At 33.5% G+C, this 5481-nt stretch carries 4 protein-coding genes; 1 reads left to right on the forward strand and 3 read right to left on the reverse strand.

Going from position 1 to position 5481, the window contains the following annotated elements:
• Nucleotides 1-322: 322 nt before the first annotated feature.
• The 3 genes from PX482_RS25485 to PX482_RS25495 are packed head-to-tail and all read right to left on the reverse strand — an operon-like array spanning nt 323 to nt 4088.
• On the reverse strand, nt 323-1654 hold the full coding sequence (locus PX482_RS25485) for a protein kinase domain-containing protein (RefSeq protein ID WP_288027673.1): 1332 nt from the start codon (nt 1652-1654) through the stop codon (nt 323-325).
• Nucleotides 1651-3270, reverse strand: a complete 1620-nt coding sequence (locus tag PX482_RS25490; protein WP_002761563.1) for a PP2C family serine/threonine-protein phosphatase — start codon at nt 3268-3270, stop codon at nt 1651-1653. Before PX482_RS25490 ends, PX482_RS25485 begins: the two co-directional genes overlap by 4 nt.
• Before the next feature lie 17 nt (nt 3271-3287).
• The gene (locus tag PX482_RS25495; protein ID WP_002761564.1) at nt 3288-4088 is read right to left on the reverse strand and encodes a vWA domain-containing protein; all 801 of its coding nucleotides are present in this window, start codon (nt 4086-4088) and stop codon (nt 3288-3290) included.
• A gap of 248 nt (nt 4089-4336) precedes the next feature.
• Here PX482_RS25495 and PX482_RS25500 point away from each other — a divergent pair, with 248 nt between their 5' ends.
• Nucleotides 4337-5467, forward strand: a complete 1131-nt coding sequence (locus PX482_RS25500) for a helix-turn-helix domain-containing protein (RefSeq protein ID WP_288027674.1) — start codon at nt 4337-4339, stop codon at nt 5465-5467.
• Nucleotides 5468-5481: the final 14 nt, after the last annotated feature.

The raw sequence follows: 5481 nt of genomic DNA on the forward strand, positions 1-5481 counted from the left end.
ATACTGATAGTTTCTTCTTTCAAAATAGTCCTAAAAGTCTTGCCCAGTAAGCATTTAACCTTACATAAGCAAAAATTATCACACAAAGTCGAGAAGAGCCTAAGTAGGTAGGCACAATTATTTGTAGGATGGGTTAGCGGTAGCGTAACATAATCGGGCGTTGGGTTTCATGCTTCAACCCAACCTACGTTCATTTTATATTTAATTCCACCCACCTACTTAAACCAGAAGAAATTGAAGCTATGGTTGATAAAAATAAAATTATTAATCAAGCAATGGGGTTGATTTTAGGATAGGAGAACTGCACAGAATAATCAGATAGCTAATTAAACCAGTTCAAAATTTTGTTCCAAATAGATGATACAGATGTTGTAAGTTTCTTCCAAATATTATCAAATTTATCCCAAATGTTTTCATCTGGAATAGGTACTGGTGCTTCTTTTCGAGGTTGTTGATGGAGTTTATCCCAATCTGTTGGAGGTGGTGTTTTACCCGTGTCAAATTTATCCCAAGCACTTGATGAATTGGTTTCAAGTTTTGTCCAGGGATCTGAAGATTTTGTATTTTTTGGACTGGTTTGAGTTTGAACTCCGTTAGGGGAGAAAGTCCATCCTTGACTTGAGGGAGGAGGGTATGGGGATGGAGTAGAATTATTAGATGTAAAACCCCAATTAGTAGGATTATTAACTACAGGAACAGGTGAAGTAACGATTGGAATAGGGTTAGTAGGAGGCACAAAACTCCATTTAGCTCCTGTGTAATTGTTGACTAAATTTTCAAGAGGTTGTAGGTTTTCAATATTTGATTGTTGACAAAATTTCTCTAATTCTTGGGTAAAATACACAATCTCAGGAGAAAGATTTTTAAGTTCTTTGAAAATCTTGGATGAATTAGGTTTAATTAGGTCTTTTTCGGAAAATAGTAGCCTTTCTTCTTGTTGTATTTGTTGCCAATAGTTGGGATTTTCTGATAGAACAAGCAATGATAAATAAATTACCATTTCTGAGAAATAGTCAGCTTTTGGACTTAATTTAGATAACTTATTTCTGTTAGGATGTTGATAACCAGGGAGTCCGTTAATATTGTCGGTTTCGTTGCTTAATTGAGGAACATATAAACTATCATAGTCAATTAAACATAGATCACCATTTTTACGCACTATAATATTACCGTGTTGTAAGTCTCCATGAGAAATATTATTTTGATGGAGAATTTTAACCATTTCTAAGAATTTTTCGGCAAAGTTACGGATAGAAGTCGGGTTATTAATATTATTAGATATAAAGTCTTTAAAGCTAATACCATCAACCCATTCCATTCTAATAATGGGAAATCTTTGTCCATTGACTAAAATTCCTTGTTCTTGGTAAGCAAAATCAACAAAATAAGGAAGTTGAACTGTTTTAAGATAGGCATCAATCGCCTTATAACGAATTTTTAGATCCCCTAAATCTTCTATCCAACATTTAAGGGCATATTTTTTAGGATTAGTTTGAATTTCATAAACAACGGCTTTTCCGCCATTATGAGACAGTAAAAAGTTCTGATTTTGCTTTTGCTTAACAGGCTTTCCTTGTTGTAAAATACCATCGTATATAAATCTATCAGGGTATTTTACGACTGTTTCATAGTCAGTTCTAAGCGGATATTTCATTTTTTTACATACCCCACAAATGTAAATTTAGACCAATTGGGAAGGGAATCAAATTCAAGTTTTTTAAACTTTGATGGTTCGCTTAATTGTCCAAAAACATCCCTTTCTGATTCACTAGCCAAAGTTCTCAGATTTGTCTTGGGTTTTATTTCTATTTCATCCCTTGCACAAGTAGAACATTGATTCAAGATTGCTTGATTAGCATAAAGATCAATCTGAAATTTAATCCATTTGTCTCCTTCTTCTAAAATTAAAACCTGAGATGAGTCAGATAAAGCAGGAATAATAATTTCTTGAAAAGTTTGATCTTTGTAGATTTTATTTCCTTTTTCAAGGTTCATATATTTAGGTTCATATTTAGTGACTTGACTAGATGAATTTGAATTGCTTGATTGTTCAGTTTTTATACTATTTATTTTGTTAGCTGTCTGAGAAATAAAATATAATATGGTCGCAGTGGAGAGTATAGTTAAGAATATATTTAAAGGAATAAAAACAAGGAGAAGATTACGGATTCCATCTATTCCTTTAATTACGGGTGGTTTGTCTTCTCTCAGTTGAGGACTTGAAGAAGAAACTCCTCTCGAATTGCGGTGCGTCATGGGTAAAGATGGCAGAAATTTTAATAATGTTTGTAGATTGAATCTTATTTTGGCAAAACCAGAAGTAACTTCTAAATTTTCAGCAGGAGTATTGTCTTTAGGTTCTTCTTCTACTTTTGAAGAATTGTTTTTATCTTCGTTAAAAGGCTGTTTATTTTCATTACTTGAAGGTAAAATGATAGGAGGATTTTTTTGATTTTCTTTTCTGGTTTGTGTAGGCAAACTGACGATTTCACCATCACTGACTTCTAAAATCATTAAAGTGACATCATCATTTTTCATTTTTATCGTGCCATTATGTCTAGCAGATTTTACAAAATTCTCAAACTCCTGTTCTGAATTAATTGTAAGTAAAGTTGTTAAAATATCTCTTTGCTGTTCTGTATATTTAAAAATATATTCAGCTAGAGCGTCAGTTGCTAGTACAAAATAAAGCTTATCTGAATGTTGTTTGTATTTTAATTCGATGTCTAAAAATTTTGGCTCATGATCATTATTTTTAGAGCGACTTCCAAAATATTCAGGTTGATTATTAAAATCCGTTGATTTTTTCAATAAATAGGTTTTAATTTGATTTCCCTGAAAAATAAACAGACAGCTATCGCCAACAATTGAGATTTTTGCTTGATTTTCAATAAATTGTAACCCAATAAAGGTAGATATTGCTGATTTAGAACGCTCCAAACCATTGTAAATCTCAATCCAGGCAAAATTATTACCGCTTTTTGCTTTTTCTAATTCTGCTTTAACTTCTTCTAACCATTTTTGCTGAATTAGTTCAAGCCATTCTTGCCAATTGTTTTTATCAATCTGGGGATTTTCACAAAAATAATCAACAAGAAGTTTTGACCATATACTTGAGTAAAATGATTGAGTTGCACCATCGGCGATCGCAAAACAATTCTTAGCTTCATTACAGCTAAAATTATCTTGACAACCGCTAATGGTTTCCATCTCTTTATGAGTTCTATGACTGAACCGACGGATGACTGAAACTTTATGATCAGATTGCATAATTAATGACAATAACTTTAGCGTAATGCTCCTTGAGAACCAAATTGAAGAAGTTTAATCAGTGCTTCAGCATCAGCATTAAAGATAAAACCTCTGGCATTAGGTTGAACATTAAAACCCGCATTTTTGGCACTCTCAGCAAGAGGCTCAGGAAGCACACTGGAAATATCAAACAAAAAGTTAGCAAATTTATTATTGCTAAAACCAGCATTGTCACTAGGTAACTCTATTTTCCCTGCTGATGCGTTAGAAATATGAGCATTCAAAACAATCACGTTACCGTCACTTGTTTTAAGTTGTGCTAGTTTTTTCGCTTCAGTAGTAGCAGCATTAGAATCATTAGGTTCTCCATCGGTTATATTAATCACAACAGGTGGAAAACTATCGCGATGATTAGAAATAAATTTTTCTACCCCAGTATAAGCCTGTTTAAAGGCTTCAGCCATTGGTGTTCCATTACTTGCAGTCGGTTTCACAAACACTCGCATTACTTCATCCACTTCAACCAACCCACCTGCACCATCAGAGACTTTTCTCTTAAGGGTTGTTGTATTGGGATTTTTAGCCAAATCTGAGGCTTTATCTAGAAATAGTACATTAATACTTGCTCCATAGCCAACCGCCGCCACAAAACATCTGTCTTTAATCTCATTACCCGATGAACAAGCTGTAATAATTTCTCCGATGACTCGATTAACGGCTAATGCGGCAAAATCTGCTTTATCTGAATTGGCGTATTTATCTGACATTGAAGCTGACTGATCAATCATAATCAGGATAAATCCAGGCTTGGCGCTACTCAGTTGTTCTTGATACATAACTTAAAGATTACTTCATTGATTTTTGAAAGGGAAAAGATGATCATGTCACCGCAAAATGGGCTATGATGACAATCTAGCAAGCAAATAGGACTAATTAGCTTGATTTACCTAACATCTCAGTATTGTAGCGTTTGATTTTAGTACAAAAGTAGGCTTTGGTACACAATTTATAGGTAGGTTATGGTACAGTCTTAGTTCCGTTTGGTATAATATATTGGATTAACCCTCTAATTTTTTAACCAGAAATGAATAATATTGACCAAGTTTTGCAATATGTTGATGATTTAATGTTTGAGAAAGTGGAGTCTCATCTGACACCAGTACAAGAAGCAATCTTGACAGGGGTTTGGCAAGGTCAAAAATATTGGCAAATTGCTCAATCTTTTAATGGTTGTAGTGAATCTCATATTAAAAAAGAGGCTGCTAACTTATGGAAAAAGTTGGGTAAGGTATTAGACGAAGATGTTAATAAAGATAATTTACGATCCAAGTTAGAAAGAAAATATCGGGTTTCTCAAGCTTATCATTCGGGGAATTGTTTGTTACAAATTGATAACATCAATATTGGTGGTCAAATTATTCAAACGACTAATGATAACCAAAACCGATCATATTCTTTACATAATAATAAATCTCCCATGATTGACTTAACAAAAGCCCCTGAATTAAGGTATAACTGTGGACGTAAGTTAGAAATATCAACCTTAAAAGAATGGCTAGATAATAAAACTCGATTAATTACCATTTATGGGTTAACTGGAATCGGAAAAACAGCTTTAACCCTTAAATTAATTTCAGAAATTGCCCCACAATTTGATTATATTATTTATCGCAGTCTGGAAAATATTCCTCAATTAATCGCTCTCAAAGATGATCTAAAACAGTTTTTCGCCCAATCTCTATCAACCCCCTTACCTGATATAATAGATTATCTAAGCTCCTATCGTTGTTTAATTATTCTTGATGATGTGCAGAATATTTTTAAACCGGGGGAATTAGCAGGTAAATATTTACCCGACTGTCAGGATTATCATAAATTTTTTCATCAAATTGCTACCACATCTCATCAAAGTTGCTTGATTTTAATTAGTTGGGAACTTCCCAGAGATTTTGTCACCTTAAAATCCGATAAAATTAAAACTTTATACCTGCAAGGTTTAACAACAGAATTTGAAGAAATCTTCAAAGAATACGGTTTAAAAAATGAGGAGAAATGGACGAAACTGAGCGAACTTTATCAAGGTCATCCTAACTGGTTAAATATCATCTCCTCAACCATTATTGGCAACATCTCAATAAATGCTGGTAAGGAAGCCGAAGTCAACCTAGAAAATGAACCCGCACTCGTGAGAAAGCATCGACTTAGGTTGCACTGAGGAAGAAAATCTGC

The sequence above is a fragment of the Microcystis sp. M53602_WE12 genome, assembly GCF_030065455.1.
Classification (GTDB): domain Bacteria; phylum Cyanobacteriota; class Cyanobacteriia; order Cyanobacteriales; family Microcystaceae; genus Microcystis; species Microcystis aeruginosa.

Bases quoted from the DNA above. Each gene is read 5' to 3' on its own strand.
- PX482_RS25500 (WP_288027674.1), top strand. From the start codon at position 4,337: ATGAATAATATTGACCAAGTTTTGCAATATGTTGATGATTTAATGTTT.
- PX482_RS25485 (WP_288027673.1), bottom strand. From the start codon at position 1,654: ATGAAATATCCGCTTAGAACTGACTATGAAACAGTCGTAAAATACCCT.
- PX482_RS25495 (WP_002761564.1), bottom strand. From the start codon at position 4,088: ATGTATCAAGAACAACTGAGTAGCGCCAAGCCTGGATTTATCCTGATT.
- PX482_RS25490 (WP_002761563.1), bottom strand. From the start codon at position 3,270: ATGCAATCTGATCATAAAGTTTCAGTCATCCGTCGGTTCAGTCATAGA.